The organism is Methylophaga sp. F-2, from assembly GCF_056859315.1.
This window is the reverse complement of the sequence record NZ_JBSXOF010000006.1, coordinates 1-19,799: the sequence shown is the minus strand read 5'-3', so window position 1 is coordinate 19,799 and position 19,799 is coordinate 1. Positions and strand designations below refer to the sequence as shown.

General features: G+C 44.0%; 18 protein-coding genes. 1 reads left to right on the top strand and 17 read right to left on the bottom strand.

Annotation, left to right across the window (positions count from 1 at the left end; genetic code table 11):
• Positions 1-357: 357 nt before the first annotated feature.
• The 17 genes from AC13DA_RS00445 to AC13DA_RS00365 all read right to left on the bottom strand — a co-directional run bounded on the left by AC13DA_RS00445 (position 358) and on the right by AC13DA_RS00365 (position 18,099).
• Complete coding sequence (locus AC13DA_RS00445; RefSeq protein WP_007146164.1) at positions 358-798, bottom strand: acetate kinase; 441 nt, start codon at positions 796-798, stop codon at positions 358-360.
• Between the two features lie 23 nt (positions 799-821).
• The gene (locus tag AC13DA_RS00440; RefSeq protein ID WP_007146163.1) at positions 822-956 is read right to left on the bottom strand and encodes an acetate/propionate family kinase; all 135 of its coding nucleotides are present in this window, start codon (positions 954-956) and stop codon (positions 822-824) included.
• A 219-nt stretch (positions 957-1,175) separates the two neighbouring features.
• Positions 1,176-2,279: a phospholipase D-like domain-containing protein gene (locus AC13DA_RS00435; protein ID WP_482945775.1), complete on the bottom strand. Its 1,104-nt coding sequence runs from the start codon at positions 2,277-2,279 to the stop codon at positions 1,176-1,178.
• Between the two features lie 38 nt (positions 2,280-2,317).
• Positions 2,318-2,776, bottom strand: coding sequence for a hypothetical protein (locus tag AC13DA_RS00430; RefSeq protein ID WP_007146161.1), 459 nt, complete (start codon positions 2,774-2,776; stop codon positions 2,318-2,320).
• Between the two features lie 45 nt (positions 2,777-2,821).
• Complete coding sequence (locus tag AC13DA_RS00425) at positions 2,822-4,177, bottom strand: MBL fold metallo-hydrolase RNA specificity domain-containing protein (RefSeq protein ID WP_007146160.1); 1,356 nt, start codon at positions 4,175-4,177, stop codon at positions 2,822-2,824.
• Entirely contained in the window at positions 4,174-5,133 is a 960-nt protein-coding gene (locus AC13DA_RS00420; protein ID WP_482945774.1) for a ribose-phosphate diphosphokinase, read from the bottom strand. Before AC13DA_RS00420 ends, AC13DA_RS00425 begins: the two co-directional genes overlap by 4 nt.
• 16 nt (positions 5,134-5,149) lie before the next feature.
• Complete coding sequence (locus tag AC13DA_RS00415; RefSeq protein WP_482945773.1) at positions 5,150-6,658, bottom strand: thymidine phosphorylase family protein; 1,509 nt, start codon at positions 6,656-6,658, stop codon at positions 5,150-5,152.
• Between the two features lie 117 nt (positions 6,659-6,775).
• A complete protein-coding gene (locus tag AC13DA_RS00410; RefSeq protein WP_482945772.1) occupies positions 6,776-7,135 on the bottom strand; it encodes a hypothetical protein in 360 nt (119 codons plus the stop codon).
• Between the two features lie 53 nt (positions 7,136-7,188).
• Complete coding sequence (locus AC13DA_RS00405) at positions 7,189-7,815, bottom strand: methyltransferase family protein (protein WP_482945771.1); 627 nt, start codon at positions 7,813-7,815, stop codon at positions 7,189-7,191.
• 35 nt (positions 7,816-7,850) lie between these two features.
• The gene (locus AC13DA_RS00400) at positions 7,851-8,129 is read right to left on the bottom strand and encodes a DUF2933 domain-containing protein (protein WP_482945770.1); all 279 of its coding nucleotides are present in this window, start codon (positions 8,127-8,129) and stop codon (positions 7,851-7,853) included.
• 8 nt (positions 8,130-8,137) lie between these two features.
• Positions 8,138-8,476, bottom strand: coding sequence for a P-II family nitrogen regulator (locus AC13DA_RS00395; RefSeq protein ID WP_482945769.1), 339 nt, complete (start codon positions 8,474-8,476; stop codon positions 8,138-8,140).
• A 43-nt stretch (positions 8,477-8,519) separates the two neighbouring features.
• Complete coding sequence (locus AC13DA_RS00390) at positions 8,520-10,970, bottom strand: copper-transporting P-type ATPase (protein WP_482945768.1); 2,451 nt, start codon at positions 10,968-10,970, stop codon at positions 8,520-8,522.
• Positions 10,971-10,984: 14 nt separating this feature from the next.
• On the bottom strand, positions 10,985-11,299 hold the full coding sequence (locus AC13DA_RS00385) for a heavy-metal-associated domain-containing protein (RefSeq protein ID WP_482945767.1): 315 nt from the start codon (positions 11,297-11,299) through the stop codon (positions 10,985-10,987).
• A complete protein-coding gene (locus tag AC13DA_RS00380) occupies positions 11,299-11,724 on the bottom strand; it encodes a MerR family transcriptional regulator (RefSeq protein WP_482945766.1) in 426 nt (141 codons plus the stop codon). The genes AC13DA_RS00385 and AC13DA_RS00380 overlap by 1 nt, the downstream gene beginning before the upstream one ends.
• Before the next feature lie 287 nt (positions 11,725-12,011).
• Positions 12,012-15,122, bottom strand: a complete 3,111-nt coding sequence (locus AC13DA_RS00375) for an efflux RND transporter permease subunit (RefSeq protein WP_482945765.1) — start codon at positions 15,120-15,122, stop codon at positions 12,012-12,014.
• A 12-nt stretch (positions 15,123-15,134) separates the two neighbouring features.
• Entirely contained in the window at positions 15,135-16,760 is a 1,626-nt protein-coding gene (locus AC13DA_RS00370) for an efflux RND transporter periplasmic adaptor subunit (RefSeq protein WP_482945764.1), read from the bottom strand.
• Positions 16,753-18,099 carry a TolC family protein gene (locus tag AC13DA_RS00365; protein WP_482945763.1) on the bottom strand — a complete coding sequence of 449 codons (1,347 nt, stop codon included), beginning with the start codon at positions 18,097-18,099 and terminating at the stop codon, positions 16,753-16,755. The genes AC13DA_RS00370 and AC13DA_RS00365 overlap by 8 nt, the downstream gene beginning before the upstream one ends.
• A gap of 791 nt (positions 18,100-18,890) precedes the next feature.
• Here AC13DA_RS00365 and AC13DA_RS00360 point away from each other — a divergent pair.
• Positions 18,891-19,583 (top strand): lycopene cyclase domain-containing protein, encoded by a 693-nt coding sequence (locus AC13DA_RS00360; protein WP_007146145.1) that lies wholly within the window; start codon positions 18,891-18,893, stop codon positions 19,581-19,583.
• Positions 19,584-19,799: the final 216 nt, after the last annotated feature.

The window sequence follows — 19,799 nt, the reverse complement described above, 5'->3', positions numbered from 1 at the left end:
TCGCTATGAAGACTCAGGCGAAGGTGGAAACAGAAAATTGGCAGTAGAGTAGGCTGAAGAGGATCAATCAGATAATCCGCTGAGAAAGATTTTCTTCTTTACATCTTTGGCATTTTATCAACCAGAAATTCCGGATACCCATAATTATTACGGCACCTTCTGAAAGGAGCTGCTCGACTTTATTCAAATGAACCAATGTTAAAACTGCGGGCCCGATAATGATACCTAGGAGCAAAGTTAAGGCTGCTTTGGGCAATCTTAACCGCTCAAAGACACTGTCATTAAATGCGAGAATCGCAGCAATGCACAGAAACACTACAGTTTGAATAATCAATGAACTTTCCTGTCAGTGACCCATTAGTTAGAAGCGGTTTTAGTGAGATACTTATCGGCTTCTTTTGCTAGCTGATACTCTTCGTTTGTTTTGATAACAAAAATATGTGTCAAACTTTCCATTGTCAAAATCTGTACCTGTTCAGCTTTAATTTTCATCTTATTTTTCCCCACCTCTTCCAGTCGTATGCCAAATTGTTCAAGGTCCTCACAACAGCGTGCTCGTATCTCTGGATAGTTTTCCCCGATACCGCCAGAGAAAACAATGGCATCGACGCGACCAAGCACCACCATATACTCACCAATGGCTTTACGGACTCGGTAAACGAACATATCAACTGCCAGCTTTGCATCTATATCACCACAATGCATCCGACTGAGGAACTCTCGCATATTGTGGTAACCACACACTGCTTCTAAACCCGATTCAGCAGTTAATTTCTTATTTACTTCATCTTGACCCATCCCATAGCTGTGCTGAACATATATCAAGGAATGGTGGGATCATGATCACCGCTTCTGGTTTCCATCATCACGCCTACCGCAGGAGTAAAGCCCATAGATGTATCAACACTAATACCATTATGTATAGCACAAAGAATGGCACCGTTACCCAGATGCAACGTGACAGAGCCGGCTGTTGTATTACTTTAGCAGTTGTCACTGCCAAATAGTTACAGGCTTGCCAGTAGGCATGTATTTTTTCTAGAGTTGATCCTCGTACGCTGTCGTTACGGCCAGAACTCATAATGTATTCCCTCATTCAATGTATAAAGTAATCTAATATCTCAGTCTCACAGATGCTTGATCACCGTTATTATCTCGTTTAATGTCATAGCGCTTTACAGCCATCGCTTCAAAATGGAAGCAACTAAACCAGCCAACCTGGCTAAAAGGTCACGCTTAAACCACTGGTCTGAAGATACCTTTTCAGCTTCCTTGAGATCGTAGAGAAATTGTTCTTCGAGCGTCTCGCTTAAATGCCTGTTTGCACTGACCAGAGTTAACTCATAATTAATAAATAAACTTCGGTAGTCGAGGTTTGCTGTACCAATGAACGACCAGGTTTTATCAATAACAACCGTTTTCGCATGAAGTATCCTAGGTAAAAATTCGTATATCTCTATACCGCTTGCAAGCATTGGCGCGTAAAGACTTCGGGATGCCCATAATGCAATACGGACGTCACTTTTCCGTGGAACGAGTAATTTGACATCTACACCACGGTTTGAGGTTTTAATGAGCTCGTTAATAGTGTAAGAATCAGGAACAAAATAAGGTGTTGTTATATAGACAGTGCGCTTTGCTTGTTCAAAAACTGAAGCATATTCGCATCTTAGCCGGTGTCGGCAAGCTAAAGTTTGATTGTGTAACAGCTGGCTGCCAGTGGCTGGCTGGCTGACTACCTCTCGCAGGTGCCCAGACCAAAAAAGATCGAATAACTGTGATGCCTCGTTCGCTTTTATACCTGTAAACCGAATGTGTGTATCTCGCCAGCGTGCATCCCCGGATAAATTTTTTGAATTTTCCTTGTGAATATTAAAGCCGCCTAAAAATGCTACTTTACTGTCCACAACCAGCAGTTTTCGGTGGTCCCTGCAGTTATAACGTAATGGATGCTGCCAGCTCCAAGTATGAAACCAATGCAGTTCCACACCGCTTTGTCGCAAAGCTTTAATCAGTTGCTGTGATGACCAGCGTGATGAGCCCACGGCATCAACAAGCACCCTGACTTCAACACCATTTCTGGCTCTTTCTGCCAGTGCACTCACAAAAGTTTTTCCTATCTGGTCATAGGCAAAGATATATGTTTCCAGTTGTATTGAGTGCTGCGCTTTTGAAATGGCAGATAGCATGCTTGTATACAGTTCATCACCTTCAACGAAGACGATAAACTCTTCCTTGGCGTCATCAGGAAGCGTAATGCATGAATTGCATCTATCCATCTGCTTTTCCAAATGTGATCGCCGTAATGAGAGTTACGTTACATATCTTCTGAACGGTTGGCAGACTGAACCATTAACATCATTTCATGCTCCTCAAAGGATTTGAGCATCTCAAGCAACTCTTGAGCCGAGGGAATATCTGCACGATCATGCAAGTAACGATAAAGTTCTATCACTTGATTATGCTGATCGATAATCACTCGCATAATTTCAGTGGTTGATAGTTGAGAAAATGGCGCGTCACAATGGTGATGTTGAACTATGGGGTTTTTATTCAAATATTCATAACACCAGGTGTTTAAAGCATGCTCATCCCCCTTAGTTTCAAACTCATGGATCACATGAGCAAGCTTTTCTTCATGTTCTGATAAATACTTTAGAAGCATTTTCGCTCGTTCACTTTTATTACTGTCGGCACAATGTTTTAAACATGCTGTCAGGTGCTGATGAAAGTCGCTTGTCCAATGTAATACATCTCTTAAAGTTTCTACTTGCATGGGGCACTCCCGACTAAAGAAAAAATTGTTTAGTGTTACAAAAGATCATATATGTAAAACACTCCTATTCTCAGCCACATTAACTGCAAATCGGGTATTTTCGTTCAGATGAACGCGGAAAGCTTCAAGTGCCTCGCTATCACCATGTACCAAGTGGATTTGTGTACCTGGCTTTAAGTCTGAATCTTTTAACCACCTGGTTAATTCCATGTAATCCCCATGCCCAGACAAACCTGATATTGAATCAATCCTAGCTCGCACCGGTATCCACTCGCCATGAATTTTCACTGCGTCAACACCATCTACCAGCTTAGCTCCCCGTGTTCCGCCTGCTTGATAACCGGTGAACAATACTGTTGTTTTGTTGTTGCCCAGCAACCTTTTGAAATGATGTAGAATGCGTCCGCCAGTGGCCATCCCGCTGCCCGCAATGATGATGTGAGGATATGTTTGCCCTGCCAGTGCCTTGGATTCTTCTACTGATCGGGTATAGGTGACAACGTTACACATACGATGACATTGGTCCCTATCAAGACGGTGTTGGTCTTTGAATTCGCAAAAAACATCCGAAACCTTAATCGCCATCGGGCTATCGAGATATATAGGCATTTCAGGAATAACTTCGTCAGCCATCATTGATGCAAGCATGTGTTGTAAAGCTTGCGCTCGTCCCACGGCAAAAGCGGGTATGAGTAAGACGCCGCCATGGTGGGCCACATTACTAACCACATCCGCCAATTGTTTGAACGGATCGATACCACTATGTTGTCGATTTCCGTATGTCGACTCCAACAATAAATGGTCAAGAGCAGGCAAGGGTCGAGGTGCTTTCATCAACACATCTGAAAACCTGCCCACATCGCCAGAGAAGCCTATTCGTTTGCCTTCTGCTTCCAGGATAATGCTTGCCGCACCGAGAATATGTCCGGCCAGTTGCAGGTGAAAACGACAGTCTTTTATTTCCACTGGTTCATCAAAGTCGATGGACTGAAACAGTTCAATACTGTTTTCAGCAGTATGACGGTCATAAAGTGGTTCTGGATGGGCATGTTTGCCTAATTTGTGTTTACTGTAATATCTCGCATCTTCTTCCTGAATATGACCACTGTCAGCCAACAAAATCCTACATAGATTCTTGGTAGCATGATGGGTAAATACCGGTCCACGGAAACCCTGTTTAAAAAGGACGGGTATATAACCTGAATGATCCAAATGCGCATGGGTGAGAATCACTGCGTCAAGTTCATCGACTTCCAGATCGAGTGGTTGCCAATTGCGTTCCCGCAGCCATTTGTAACCCTGAAAAAGACCGCAGTCGATCAATATGCGGCTATGTTCGGTTTCCACAAGAAATTTTGAACCGGTGACTGTCTCCGTCCCGCCAAGAAAAGTTACTCTCATGGCTGACCTCCCTGAATTGTCGTTTCTGATAAGAAAGCTTCCACGGCGGTAACCAATAACGGTGCCATATCAATGCCGTTGGTATGATGAACAATCGTGTTAGTTGTAACCAGTGATTCCAATCCGGCTGACATCAAATCCATATCGACACCTTCAGAAAAAATGCCATGTATGGCAGCACAAAGAATATGAGCGATGCCTTTTGCTTTAAGTGTGTTGATACACTCCAGAACGGTATGCCCACTGGAAATCACATCATCAATAATCACTGCTGTATGCGAACTGTATTGGTCAATATCAGGCAAAAATATTTCGACGTTACGATCTCCATAGCGTTGTTTAGTACCAATAACGAATGGGTGACCGCTCTGCTCAGCGATCTCAGACACCCACTGCTCACTCTCAGCGTCAGGTCCTATCAGTAACAAATCTTTTTTTTCTTTTAGCCACTGAGCTAATGCCGGTGCCCCTTGAACTACCGTTGAAGGAACCTGATAAATTTCATCCAGCGCATGATAGCGATGCAAATGCGGATCCACAGTGACCAACCAATCCATGTGATGGGAAAGGTCTTGCGCGAATATTTTTGATGTTATTGCTTCGCCTTCTATGAAACGCCGATCCTGTCTCATATAGCTCAAGTAAGGTGCTATCAAGCCGACACTGGCAGCACCAAGTTCACGCAACGTATTTAACAGAAAGATCAAAGGTAAATACTTAGCGTTTGGACGCGATAAATCGGCAATGACCAGGCAGCTGCGTCCAGCGACTGGAGACAGGACACGAAGATACGATTCGCCATCAGGAAATCGTCTTGTATCGAACTCGCCCGCCTCCCCATTTAACAGATCTGCAAGTGATAGTTGCAATGGATGTGGCTCAAGGGCAAATACGAGGGGTTGTGCTTTGCCTGCCTGTTTACGTTGAGGAATGTGATTTACTGAATCTGCTGGCATGTGATCGCTTAGCCTTTTAAGTCAAGTTAATAGTGAAAGGGTTGCCCTGCTCACTGTAATAAGCGAGTGCGTAATCGCGTTCTCCCTCACTGTCACTGAATAAAGTAAATAATGGTTCCCCTTTACTCAGGGTGTCACCAACTTTAGCGTGCAGCCTCACCCCGGCAGCGGGACTGCCTGGCGCACCTGCGAGTTTTGCCAGACGTGCTAACTTACGATTATCTATTTCAGTGATTGCACAGGCTTCTGGAACGAGCTCCGTATGCTGATAACGGGCTTCTGGCAGCTGTTTGATACCACCTTGTGCTTGAACAATGCGCTGAAACTGCTGCAAAGCTTTACCACTATCTAATATTGATGTGGCCCTCAAGAGACCTTGTTCCACACTCTCCTGATATGACAGAGAAAACAGGTTAGCAGCCAAGAACAAAGCACGCTCACGGAGATCTAGCGGCGCATCATTGTCTCCCTGCAAGACTGAAAGCACGTCCCGTGCTTCTTCAACGGGACCGATCCCCAGACCAACAGGTTGACTACCATCCGTAATAAGACAGCGGATGTTGATGCCACAAGCAGCACCCACCTGAGTAAACAGCGAAGCCAGTCTGTTGGCTTCTTTGTCCGAGCGGACCTTGGCCGTGGGACCAACAGGAATGTCAACCACTGCATGGGTTGAACCTGCAGCAATTTTTTTTGAAAGGACGGAAGCGATAAGTTGCCCCTCTCCGTCTAGGTCAAGTGCACGTTCTATCCGAATTAACAGATCGTCTGCTGGGCTCAGGTTAACGGCACCTCCCCAGGCAAGACATGCGTTAGTGTCAGCAACAACACGCTGAATATCATTGAGGTTAAGGTTGACGGTAGTCAGCGCCTCCATTGTGTCTGCAGTGCCAGCTGGTGAAGTGATCGCCCTTGATGATGTTTTGGGAATGACCAGCCCTGCCGCACTGACAATTGAAACAACCAGCGGTGTAGTACGGTTACCTGGCAGGCCCCCAATGCAGTGTTTATCGAGAATCATGTTTTGACCAGACCAGGATAGGCGCTTACCGCATTCAACCATGGCCTGGGTCAGGCCAATTATCTCATCAACGTCCAGGCGACTTCCTGCACAAACACTGAGAAAACTGGCAATTTCTATATCAGAATAGCGGTGCGCACTGATGTCTTTGATAATGTCAGCAATTTCATCGTCACTGAGCTTGTTGCCAAATACTTTTTTTCGTACATGACTCAATGAGGTAACGACGGGGGCATGACTGACCATGAGCTTCTGCCCCTCAATAGCACTCAGGCGGTGCATGGCGATTCTGGATAAGCCTGCTGTGCCTGACGGCAAAAGTTGTCCATCAACCACATTCAAGGTTGCAATGACGCTGTTTTCATTAAAACGGAGCGTGACCCGGCTGTTGGCGGTGAAGCCTTCTGAACGACAGATATGGCAATCACTTCGCATGTATACCACCGGCTCCTGGTGGGTATCTATGCCCATATCAACAATAGACAGTAGGTGTGATGTAGTCATGGCTAAATTTTTAATTCCTTAGTTCAGTATGCCGATAGTGATTAAGTGAGCCTGCTGGAACGCATGCAAAAAAGATTCTCATCTCTCTATATCTCAGCACTGGGAAAACAATTCTGTTTACCTGAGTTTGTTACCTGAAGGTGCTTTATTACAGCAGTGGGGCTCATGTTTGGCATTGTTTTTTATGTTTTCGTCGGTTTGTCGTTGCCAGCCAAGTTTTGTCTGGCTCCACCAACTGTCTTTAATTGACGCACCGTGTTTTTCAACAATTACAAGCAATTCATCGATGTTGTGGAGAGATGCCTCGTAAGCAATGTTAAGCGTTTGCTTATTGGTATTTAGCCTGACATCGTCAACCCATGGTAATGAATCGATCTCAGCAATCATCTCACTGCTATTGGTTTGTTCAAGCCCAACTAGCCCCAGCTTATGTTTTGTCAAAAAACCGAGATTAATGCCCTGCCTGTGTTTCGTCATTTTATTGTCTCCTATGTAAACTAACGCTCTATTTATTGCATATCCAAGCCTAATTAGAATTTTGGAAACCATCCGGGTGTCGTCGCCATGTAGCGTCGGTATTCATCGCCAAACTCGTCAAGTGCCATGTGCTCTTCTCGTTTGGCTAAGCGGATATAAACAATGACCAGAATTGGGAACATAACCAAGGTCGGAATAGTTGGCCATTGCAACAAAAAGCCAAACATAATCATAATAAAAGCGATGTATTGTGGATGGCGCATTCTTGCGTACCATCCGGTTGTTGCCAGTTGTCTGTTTTGTTGGGCGTGATGTAATACGCTCCAGGCAGAAGACAGTAAAAAGAAACCAAGAATAATGACGACATTGCTTGCAATATGCAGTGGATCAAAATGCGGGTTACCTTCAAAACCGAATAGCGTATGCAATAAATGTCCATTTTCATGTGACATGAAATCTACACCGGGATACTTTTCTACCAACCAGCCTGACAAAAAATAGATGGTTAGTGGGAACCCATACATTTCGGTGAATAGTGCAATAATGAATGCTGAAAACGCCCCCAGACTACGCCAGTCTGTTTTGGTCTTTGGCTTAGTAAAACTAAAGGCAAAAAATATAAATATTGCTGAATTAATTAAAACCAGCATCCAAAGCCCGTAAGCTGAATCACCATGCATATTTATTCTCCAGTAATATTGTCTTATCCTGACTGTTAATGATGGTGCTCATGCTCTTTGCGGCCATCCTCCAGTCCGCGTTGATAGGCATCCTGCTCAGACTCCCCCTCCCCATGTTGATGACCGCCATGTCCCCCATGACTGCCATGCATAAAGAGATGTAAAAAAGGGCAAGCCAGTAGAATCAAATAAGGCAAGAACTGCCAAACATGCTGGCGATGTTCCATCAAAAGAAAATAAGTAACAACGCCAATCAATACGAGTGCAGCAAAGCCTGCAGGCGTATTCCAAAATGATGGTTTCTGTGTATCCATAACGTACCTCACATATGTATGTGAAAATCAGCGTCTGTTGCACTCTTCTTAGTGTGTATCCAGAGCAGATCATTCACTGACACAATTGTGACTAAACCTTCACTATCGACATTCATATGAGCAGCATCCAAAACCAGTTGAGCAATCAGTCGCGATTGGTCAGCGCTAGTGTATACTTCCATTTGAATATGCTTAGTCAAGTGATCTCGATTAAAGCTATCAAAATAATGACCTCGTCCACGAACTGGGTGTAAAGTAAAGCCCTTTACACCGTGTTGTATTAATGTCTGTTCCACTTCATCCAGACGCAGTTCATCGAAAATCGCAATAACTTTGTGAATATTCATAGCCACCTCTTATTTCTGTTTTGTACCTCAGTGTCTAGATCGTTCATATTTTTGCCCGCCGGAGTCTCAGCGCATTTAGTACGACAGATAAGGAAGAGGCACTCATGGCAAATGCAGCGAAAATTGGCCCAATTAGAATGCCAAGGAATGGATAGAGTATTCCCGCTGCGATGGGCACTCCTGAAGCGTTATATATCAGAGCAAAGAACAAGTTTTGCCGAATATTTTTCATGGTGGCATGAGCAAGTCGACGAGCACGGACTATTCCGTCCAGGTCACCTTTAACTAAAGTAAATCCTGCACTTTCGATGGCGACATCAGCACCGGTACCCATTGCTATGCCTACATCGGCCTGAGCCAGTGCTGGTGCATCGTTAACACCATCTCCAGCCATAGCCACTTTACGCCCTTGTTGCTGTAGCTCTTTAATAATACGGGCCTTATCTGCTGGCAGAACGTCAGCACGAATTTCGTCAATACCGAGTCGCGCAGCAACTGCCTTGGCTGTGCGTTCATTGTCCCCCGTAGCCATGATGATTTTCAGACCTAGCTCATGCAGTGATTTAAGCGCTGCGGGAGTTGTTTCTTTTACTGGGTCCGCCACAGATACCAAGCCGGCGATCTGGTCTTCAAGAACAATAAACATCACAGTTTCACCCTGATCACGGCGTTTATTGGCTTTACTGGTGAGCTCATCATTCTTCAGCCCCAAATCAGTCATCAGCGCGAGGTTACCAAGTGCCACGGCGTTACCGTCCACAACACCTTTGACGCCCTTGCCTGTGACAGCTTCAAAGTCTGTTGCGTCTGTTAGCGCTACTTTTCGTTCCTCAGCACCTCTGACGATAGCTTCAGCCAGTGGGTGTTCTGAGCCGCGCTCAAGCGAGGCGGCAAGTCGAAGCACCTCTGCCTCGTCATGGCCTGCTTCGGGTAGTACGGCAACAAGTTTTGGTTTACCCTCAGTTAAGGTTCCTGTCTTATCGACTATTAGTGTATCAACCTTCTCGAAACGCTCTAATGCCTCAGCATTTTTGATTAATACGCCTGCCTGTGCTCCACGCCCTGTTGCCGTCATAATTGACATAGGCGTAGCGAGGCCTAGCGCACAGGGACAAGCAATGATCAAGACAGCTACCGCTGATACGAGTGCATAGGATAAGGCGGGGGCTGGTCCCCAGATTGACCAAGCAATGAAAGAAATGATTGCGATGCCAATTACAGCTGGTACGAACTTGCCGGCGACCATGTCAGCCCATTTTTGAATCGGTGCACGTGATCGTTGTGCTGCAGCAACCATTTCCACGATTTGAGCAAGCATCGTGTCAGAACCAACTCGCGTCGCTTCCATAATCAAACTACCCGTACCATTAATTGTCGCCCCGGTTAACTTTTCACCTTCTGTCTTCTCAACGGGGACAGGTTCACCAGAAATCATACTTTCATCCACTGACGAACGACCTTCGACCACAACTCCGTCTACGGGTACTTTATCGCCAGGTCTCACTCTGATCTGATCACCGACATGGACTTCTTCAAGAGGAATTTCTTCTTCCTTGCCATCCGGCCTAATAACGCGTGCTGTCTTGGCAGCCAAATCCAGAAGTGCTCGAATGGCCTTACCGGTACCCTCTCGAGCACGCAGTTCCATCACCTGTCCAAGCAGTACTAATGTGATGATGACAGCTGCTGCCTCAAAATAGACGCCCACATGTCCTGTTTCTGGATCCCTAAAGCCAGATGGAAATATATCCGGGGCAATCATGGCAACCATTGAGTATAGATAAGCTGTTGACACACCCATGCCTATCAGTGAGAACATGTTCAGATTCATAGTGCGGAACGAATTCCAGCCACGTACGAAAAAAGGCCAGCCGGACCAGAGGATAACCGGGGTTGCTAGCAATACCTCAAACCACAGAGATAAGCTTTCTCCCAAAAGCTCACGAATCTGACTAAATCCAATGTATGGACTCATTGTGAGGATAAGAAGTGGAATGGTTAGCGCTGCGCCGACCCAGAAACGCCGGGTAAAATCTACAAGCTCGAGATTAGGTTCATCCACCGCCATTGCAGCAGATTCCAGCTCCAGACCCATACCGCATATTGGACATGAGCCCGGCTCTGTACGGCGAACTTCTGCATGCATCGGGCAGGTATATACAGGACCTTTCCAGCCTTGAGGAACACTATCGTATTCACCCTGAACAGCACTTTTACTTTTGGTTGCTGTGTCATGTTGATGATGCATTTGGGACATAGTTTTATGCCCCCCACAACAATCAGGTTCATTGCCAGAGGTTTCTGAGCCCGTGTGCTGTGGATGCTCATGATGAGATTTGAGCTCAGTTTCTGGCACCAGGTGCATACCACATTTCGGGCAATCGCCCGGCTGTTCTGACCTTACTTCCGGGTGCATTGGACAAACATAAGCTATATTTTTTTCAGCACTATGTTGGCCGGGCTTGTCTGAGGCTTCTGTATTCTTTGTGTTCATGTGTAAATCCCGAGTTAGTCCAAAACAGTCGCTGGGTATCCTGCTTTTTCCAGGGTGGCAATTAGTTCATCTATCTGGACTGTTCCGCCCACTGATACGACACCACTGGCCAGATCCATGCTGGCATTGCTTACACCGTTCAGAGATTGAAGGGCTTTTTCAATGCTCTGTACACAGCCACCACAGTTAGCACCTTCAACTTTTAATTGTTTGACTGGTAACTGACTGACTAATTGCTCAATGCCTACCTTCGTTACGACGGAGGCATTGTTTGTACAGCAGCAACCTTGCTTAGCTGTTTCACTTTGATGTATTGAATGTATTTTCATTACTTTTCCTCCGTTATAAATGGGACAGTAAATTCTTCTATCAAATGGCAAATCATTTGACCTGTAGGTTCCATATCGGGTATTTCTTTCCATTGGGCGACCGCTTTTTTCATTTTTTTCCTTAATTGCTGCATTTCCCTGAAACGTAGCTCTGTTTCCTGCAGTCGCTTAGCCAGAAGACGCCTTACCTCGGGACAAGGGGACCTCTTCTTGTCGGCGTCGGCTAGGATCTGCTGAATATCATCGACCGAGAAACCAAGCTGTCTTGCGGCTAATATAAACTTCAACCGATGGATATCTTTATTGCCATATTCTCGATAACCGTTAAATCGGTTCTTTTGAGGCTGTAGCAATTTTATACGTGTGTAAAACCGTACTGTTTCAGGACCTATTTTCAATGTTTTTGCCACTTCATTAACAAGCATGACCTACTCCTATTGCCTGACTATTAAGTGTCAAAGCTGCGTTTAAAACTTCGGTTTAATTGTCATGCTAGTTAAACTATAAACCTGTGTCCTTGACATAGGTCAATAAATGAGAAGTAAATTAAGAAACATAGACTTAATGATTCGCTCAATCATATCTTCAATCAATATTTATATTCCTCTGAACAAATGAATTAATAGAAATGAAAATCTGAATCTGAGTGTTATTTGACTACTCCTCGTGTTATTTATAGGCGCAAAGAAGGTCGACCATGAATCGTGAGACTTCATTTAACCTTTAGTTTCCATAAATAAAATACGACAGGTAGAACCAATAAAGTCAGAATTACTGAACTCACCATACCGCCCACCATAGGAGCTGCAATTCGGCTCATTACTTCAGAGCCGGTTCCTGTACCAAATAGTATGGGTATCAAACCTATGATGACCGCCGCCGCTGTCATCATGACTGGGCGCACACGCAGTCCCGCCCCAGAGATCACGGCTTGCCTCAACTGGGCCTTACTTAATGTGCTAGTTGAGTTCTTTGTAAGTTCTTCTCGCCAAGCTTGATTAAGGTAGACCAACATAATGACACTGATTTCAACAGCAACGCCCGCCAGAGCAATAAAACCAACTCCAACAGCGATAGAGAAGTTGAAGTTCAGCAAGTCAAGCAACCAAATGCTGCCAATCAAGGCAAAAGGCAGTGTCCCCATTAACAGTGCTACTTCTGTAAAATTCCTAAAATTTATGAATAAGAGAATGGCAATGATCGCTAATGTCAACGGAACAACATAAGTAAGCTTTTCTTTAGCTCGCAGCATATATTCATATTGGCCTGACCAATGAATTGAATAACCCGCGGGCAAGTCCAATTCTGCGCGAACCTTTTCCATAGCGTTCTCGACATAGGAACCAATATCAACGCCTTCTATATCAACGAATGTCCAGCCATTAATGCGGGAATTCTCACTTTTGATAGCTGGGGGACCATTTTCAATTTTTATTTCTGCTACATCACCCAGAGCAATCCTTTGTCCTTTTGCTGTGACTATCGGCAATAATGCCATCTGCTCTGGAGAGTCGCGATATGATTGTGGGTATCGTATATTCACGGGATAACGTTCAAGTCCCTCTACCGTCTGGGTAACATTGACTCCACCAATGGCAGATGCAACAACCTGTTGCACATCAGCAATATTTAGGCCGAAACGGGAGGCTTTTCCTCGATCAATATCAACTTTAATATAACGTCCTCCGGCAACACGTTCAGAATAGACCGAGGCGGTGCCGGGCACCTCTGCCAATATTGTTTCGAGTTGTTGACCTATTTGCTGAATAACAGAAATATCTGCGCCAGCAACCTTGATCCCAACCGGTGTTTTTATCCCTGTTGCCAACATATCAATCCGGGTTTTTATCGGCATAACCCAAGCATTGGTGAGACCAGGCAATTTGACCAGATTATCAAGCTCTTTTTTCAGCAATTCTGTTGTCATACCTTCACGCCATTCGCTTCGGTCTTTTAACTGAATGAATGTTTCAATCATCGTCAGTGGCGCTGGATCGGTTGCTGTTTCAGCTCGACCAATTTTGCCAAAAACAGTTTTTACTTCAGGTACGGTCATAATCAACTTGTCGGTTTGCTGAAGAATTTCTCGGGCATTACCAATAGATATGCTGGGATATGTAGTAGGCATATACATGAGATCGCCTTCATCAAGTGGAGGGATAAACTCACTACCGATGTTCTGCAAAGGCCAGTAGGTAGAACCCAAGGCAAGTAACGCAATGAAAATGGCCGTTTTGGGAAACGCCAAAACCATTTTCAAAACAGGCATGTAAGAAGCTACCAGTAATCGATTAATAGGGTTTCTATGTTCTGGCAACACTTTTCCACGAATAAAGTAGCCCATCAACACAGGAACTAATGTAATCGCCAATGCTGCAGATGCAGCCATCGCATAGGTTTTAGTAAAGGCCAGCGGTGAAAACATACGACCTTCTTGGGCTTCCAATGTAAAGACTGGCACAAAGCTGACAGTAATGATCAGTAGACTGAAGAATAATGCCGGGCCGACTTCAGAAGCAGACTCAGCCACCACTTGCCATCTGTTTTCCTTGGTTAGAGGCGTTTTTTCCATGTGTTTGTGCATGTTCTCAATCATCACTATAGCGCCGTCGATCATCGCACCGATGGCTATAGCAATACCTCCCAGAGACATAATATTGGCATTAATACCTTGCATATGCATGACAGTAAATGCAGTTAGAATACCGACAGGGAGACTGACAATAGCAACGAGTGATGACCGTATATGGAACAAAAAGAGCATACAAACCAGTGCAACAACAGCAAACTCTTCTAATAATTTGTGCCAAAGATTATCAACCGCACGTCCAATAAGCCCCGAACGGTCATAAACCGTCACAAATTCAACACCCTCTGGCAGGCCTTTCTGGAGTTCCTGCAATTTATCTTTAACACCTTCAATGGTTTTTTGTGCGTTCTCGCCAAAACGCATTACAACTACACCACCGACAGTTTCTCCAAGGCCATTAAACTCTGCGATACCTCTCCGCATTTGTGGTCCAAGCTTGATGTCTGCAACATCACCAAGCGTAAGAGGTGTGCCCCGGCTATTGACGCCCAATGGGACTTGAGCCAAGTCCGTTTTGGACTGAATATAGCCAGTCGCTCTCACCATATATTCAGCTTCAGCCATTTCTACTACGGAGGCACCTACCTCCTGATTAGCTCGCTTGATGGCAGTCTGGATATGTGACATAGGGATGCCAAAAGCGCGAATTTTTTCAGGGTTCACAGTTACCTGATATTGCTTGACCATACCACCAACAGCCGCAACTTCAGATACCCCAGGTACTGTTTGTAGTTCGTATTTCAGGAACCAGTCCTGCAATGAGCGTAATTCGCTGATGTCGTGTTGACCGGTTCTGTCTATTAGTGCATAAAGATAAACCCATCCTACACCTGTAGCATCAGGGCCCAGTTGCGGTCTGGCATTTTCGGGTAGTGAAGGTGCCACCTGACTCAGGTATTCCAATACCCTGCTGCGTGCCCAGTATAGATCTGTATCTTCATCGAAAATTACGTAGACATAGGAGTCACCAAAAAATGAATACCCTCTTACTGTAACGGCACCCGGTACTGATAACATTGCTGTCGTTAATGGGTAGGTGACCTGATCCTCAACAACTTGTGGCGCCTGTCCCGGATAGTTTGTCTTGATAATGACCTGAACATCAGAAAGATCAGGAATCGCATCTACCGGTGTGTTTTTTAAGGAGAACACACCAACGCCGACCAAAATCAAAGTGGCAAGCACTACAAAAAAGCGATTACTGACAGACCAGCGAATTATTGACTCAACCATAAGTATTCCCTTCTACATGCCTGAGTGTTGATGATGTGAATGCTCAGAACTTTCGGAACTATCCATTTGAGTGTTTTTTTCTTGATGCTTTTTATGGTTCATACTTTCATCATCTATAAATTGTAATTTGACGTCACCCTCTGTGGCAGACTCCTCATTCACCGTGCTAGTACCACTTTCTTTAATGTGAATTCCAGTAATTTCGTAGTATTCAGTACCTGAGTTGGTAATTTCCATGTGCAGTTGAGTACCTTTTGAGAGAGCGCTCAGATCAATATTTTCACTGACACTGAAATCCATAGTCATAGCTGGCCAATCCCACTCGCTGATTGCTGAATGAGCGGCTGTGACCATATGATGTTCCGTCATAACAGACTCAATCTTGGCCTCAACCCATACAGACCGTGGTTTTGAGTCTTCATGATGGATACGCTTGAAATCTGAAGTCTTACTGGATTCTGAGTCAAGAAGAAACTGTGCAGAACTGACCACTTCCTCGCCCGGTTCGAGACCATTGATGATTTCTACATGACTTTCGCCAATGTTGCCGGCGATAACAGTAATCGACTTAAACTGACCCTCCCCAAGAGCTAGAACAACACGATCTTGATCGCCAGTTCGGATAAGCGCCTCCATTGGGATCATTAGTTTTTCTTCCCCCTCACCGGTCGCTATTGTTACTTGAGCAAACATATTTGGTTTGAGGGCATAATCTTCGTTATCAAAACGAAGACGAACACGAACTGTTCTTGTCTCGTCATTCAATGTGGGATAAACATAGTCGACTTTTCCAATCCACTTTGTTCCAGGCATATAATCTAGCGTCATGGTAACCGCTTGCCCTGCTTTGACTAACTCTGCCTGACGTTCAAAGATTTCAGCTTCAACCCAGACTGTACTGAGATCACCTACTGACATCAAATTCATGCCTGGCTTGACATAAAATCCTTCACGCACATTAAGATTATCGATGACTCCGCTCTGTGGAGCATAAAACGTAATGGCTTGCTGAACCTTGCGAGTTTGTTTTATTTGATTAATAACGGAGTTGGCTATTTGTAATGCTTTCAAGCGGTCCTCAGCTGCTTTAATTAAGCGTACATTGTCTCGGTTGAGCGCCAAGACAAGCTCTTCTTGAGCGTTTACAAGTTCAGGTGAATAGAGTTTATAAAGTGGTTGTCCGTTTTTAATGGGATCACCTGCCGCTTTGACATATAGCTTGTCAACCCAGCCCTCGACTCGTGGATGGATATGAACTAGCTTGTCTTCATCATATTGAACATAACCGACTGTATTTATTTCTGAATGAATTGGGCCATACTCAGCTTTAACAGTTCTAACCCCGATATTATTCACAACATCTGGAGAGATGGTAATTGTTCCTGGACCAGAATTCTGAGAGGTTTCATTTTCTTCATACACAGGAATCAAATCCATACCCATTGGTGATTTACCAGCTTTGTCTCGACGGTAGTTGGGATCCATCGGTGCAACCCAATACAGTGGTTGCTTTTGTTCTGCTTCACTATTACTAACGGTATTATTTTCAAAATATACACGCGTCACACCGTATGTAATTACTGCGGTAAGCAGTATTGCAAACAGCATCAATAATAAAGTTTTGTATGAGCTAGTCATGTTGTTTCCCGTTAATAGATGTCATGTATTCAGATGAACTTGAGAAATAATTCAATGCGGCAATTGTTTTTAGCCTGTCTACGTTGATATTTAGGTAGTCGATGTTGGCATTGAGTTCTGCAATACGAGCGCGGACGACTTCGGCAAAGTCACCATCATCATTGGTGTAAGCGTTTAAGGAGGCTTCAGCCTGATCGTTCATCTCTTTCAACAGACGATCGCTGTAGAGTCTCTGGCGTTTTTCCAGCCAACTTAGTCTTTCACTGGCCTCATTAAAACGAGCGTTGATAGCACGTAATGCGAGTGTTTTATCTGTTTTTAAGGCTTCCATACTGCTTACTGCCGCTTCTACTTCCTTGTCTTGCCGTTTTTCCGTAAAAATCGGTAAATCAAAGCTAATACCAACAGAAAATAGATCACTGCGATTTTGCCCCCCTGGCGCATCGTCACGGAAACCATAGCTTGCATTGATGCCAAATTGCGGTTTGTATTTTTGTTTTGTCAGAACAATATTTGTTTCTGAAGCCATGATCTGCTGGTCAAGGCTTCTAATCATTGGGTGATCAGTGAAATCAGGCGCCTCGTACTGCAATTGATTGTTGGTTGCTTCGTGAAAATTTTTAAGTTCTATTTCTGGCAGTATTTGGGAAACGCCCATCTCTTGCCAGTGGGTCCCTGTGTCATAAAGCCATTCAGCAAGTTTTTCTTGGGTTTCGCTTCTTTTTTTATCGAGTACTGTAAGGCGGTCTTCAATGCGTGTCAGCTCAAGTTGAGCTCTAACTAGATCCTGTTGACGACTTCTACCAAAAGCACTGCTGTAACTAACCTCGGCAACTTCAACAAGGTATTCAAACAATGATCTGTCGTTCTCAATCAGACGAATAGACTCTTGGCTCTCATACAAGTCGAGCCATAATTGAGTGACTGTCAGTTTCACTTTTGCATACCTATCTTGACGCATAAAAGGATGTTGTCGGCTTATATCTTCCAATTTTTGTCTTTGTAACTCGAGAGTTTGACCTCGAGGGAAAACTTGGGAGACACCAGCCATGAGTTGTGTCATTGGCTCCTGATTAAAGTTCAAACTGTCAAGAGGCATATTTGCTAATCCGAGTGATATGACAGGATCCGGTAACTGTCCAGCTGCTATACTCTGAGCAATATTTGCCTGTTCTTTCTGATAACTTCCTTTTATCCAAGGATCACTCTGATGAGCAAGCTCGATCGCTTTTTCAAGAGACAACTCTTGGGCTGTCAAAGACAAAGAATTGAACATCAGAGCCATCAAAACTAAAGCTTTCAGTGGTTCTGTACTAAAAAAATATTTGTTATTACTCATTGCTCATATTCCGAATTAGGCTCATTTAACGCAGTATCAATTACTATTAATAAGAATCTCACTCATTGAGCTCTAATGTAGGTCATTCATTAATAGGCAAAATGCCAAAAGTGCTATTCTTAATATGTAAAACTTTAACGAATGATGACATGTGTGGCACACATTTCAGTGTTGACCTATACAGTTGTCTAGAGTGGCTACATCTATACTGTAATGAGTGAAATCGGAGGACGAAACAATGAGTTTGTTTCAAAGTTTGAGTAGAAGCTCGTTAAGTTAAGAGCAAGGCTGACTGCATTTTGCACTTTGAACGCTTGGGGGGAAAGTGAGAATGTAATAGCCTCTTGACTATGATGCAGACAAGAGTTCATGCCGCAAGTGGAAATAATACAACATTCAGATGTCAAATTTTTACTGCGAACTTGCTGAATATGGCCATCATGGACAGAGCCCATTGAGTAAGATTCTGTCATTGTACGCATTTCCATATCTTTACATGGGGAAGATAAAGCAATTAGCGGCTGACCTAAGTAAGCCATCACGATAAGGATTAGAAATAATAAGTTTGAAACTCTAAACATCCATTTATACACCAGCAACTAATAGTGTGATACTAACCTCAGCCTTAAGAAAAAAGAAGCAATGTAATGAACTTGTAATGATTCACACAAATTCTGACAAAATTGTAATGTAAGAAAGAATTTTATTTATTAGTATTTCTTCTTTCACACATAAATTATCACTCGAAAGTGATACATCGTGGTGACTTATTCTCTAGGAGTTATCTCAGAATGGATGAACAGTACGTATGGTTAGTCTGGTCTTTGGCATTTCTTATACCATGGCTGGCTGTATACCTAATTACACCTACATATCGCTCGGTCATGTTAAAAGCAAGCTCAATCACAATGCTTTTTGGTTTTACCGAACCATTATTTGTTCCAGACTACTGGAGTCCACCGAGCATGTTCAATTTAGCTCTCAAAACGGGGTTTGATATTGAAAGTTTGATTTTTTGTTTTGGTATCGGTGGAATTGGTGCTGTGGCTTACAACGTAATCACGGGTCAGAAGTTGCAAACTATGCCACTAGCTATTCGTTTATCTAAGAGACACGCTCATCATATTCTGGCCGTCACGACACCATTTATTTTGTTTCCAATCTTAATGCTCTGGGAGTGGAATCCGATTTACCCCGCTATAATAGCTATGGTTGCGGGAGGTATCGCCAATAGTTTATGCAGAACCGATCTAGCGCTAAAAAGCATATGGGGAAGTGCACTTTTTCTTATTTATTATTCGGTGTTTGTTCTTGGGCTTGAGAGTCTCTCACCAGGGTATATTGAGCGCGTCTGGAATCTGGATGCACTCAGCGGGTTGTTCGTTCTCCATATTCCGATTGAGGAATTACTTTTTGCAGCGAGTTTTGGCTATTACTGGACTGGCTTATATGAACATCTGACTTGGAAAGAAACTGTCGAATGAAATGTTCAGTTGTCTTTATAAGGATGGCCTAAATTATCTAGTTCTCCGTCCTCATTGTAATGAATCAAGGCATTATGTAGTGGTTAACTGATCCCGGACACCATTTTAGGAGGTAATATGACCTCCAAAGAGGTGTTCAATGACAAAACAAAGAAGAAGTTTTACCCCTGAGTTCAAGCTGGAAGCAGCCAGTCTAGTTGTCGACCAGAACTACAG